The sequence below is a fragment of the Streptomyces katrae genome, assembly GCF_000966975.1.
GTDB lineage: Bacteria > Actinomycetota > Actinomycetes > Streptomycetales > Streptomycetaceae > Streptomyces > Streptomyces katrae.
On sequence record NZ_JZWV01001374.1, the window covers coordinates 1 to 715 of the forward strand.

The 715-nt window shown below is 82.8% G+C and carries 1 pseudogene; it reads right to left on the minus strand.

Annotated features, from left to right (window positions below):
• Nucleotides 1-715: pseudogene (locus VR44_RS37415) on the minus strand (hypothetical protein); the annotation flags it as partial.

Consider the following 715-nt stretch of genomic DNA (forward strand, 5'->3'; position numbering starts at 1 on the left):
CCCCGGCCTCCAGCAGCCGGCCCACCCGCCACAGGGGCGAGTCGGCCAGCGGGTCCGGACCCGGTCCGACGGGGTCCGGCGCGGGGGCCGGGGCCTCGCCGGTGACGTGGCCGCCCTGGAGGCGGTCGTAGCCGAGGTCGGCCCGGTCCCGCCACTCGGGCGGCAGCCGCAGCGTGTACGCCGCCCCGGGCACCGGCCCGACCGCGAGGGGCCGCAGCGTCGCCGCCCGGTCCGGGTCGGGGCGGCCGACGACCCGCAGTGCCAGCCCCGGCCGGCCGGCCAGCCGGCGCAGGTTCGCGGTGTGCGCCAGCTCCGGGTGCGGGTGCGCCGGGCGCAGCCGCAGCAGCGGCGCGTCCGCCCGTACCGTGCCGTCGGGCGACAGCTCCCGTACGAGGAGGTGGTCGCCTGCCGCCCCCTCCACCCGGACGGCGCAGCCCAGCAGGCCGGGCTCGGCGTCCTGCGCGAGCAGCTCGGCGACGGCTTCGGCCGCCGGGCGGGCGAACAGCGCGGCGAGCGGCTCCTGGTCCCAGGAGACACCCGGCACGGGCGTGGCCCGGACCCCGCGCCCCGCGCCGAGCCGCCCGTCGGCGGAGACCGTGGCCCCGGCGATGCGCAGCCCGCCGCGCGCGAGCCCGGCGTGGTCCAGGACCCCGCCGCCGAGGGCCACGGACACGGCACCCGCACCCCGGGCGCGGGCGAGGCCGCCGGGGCGGAC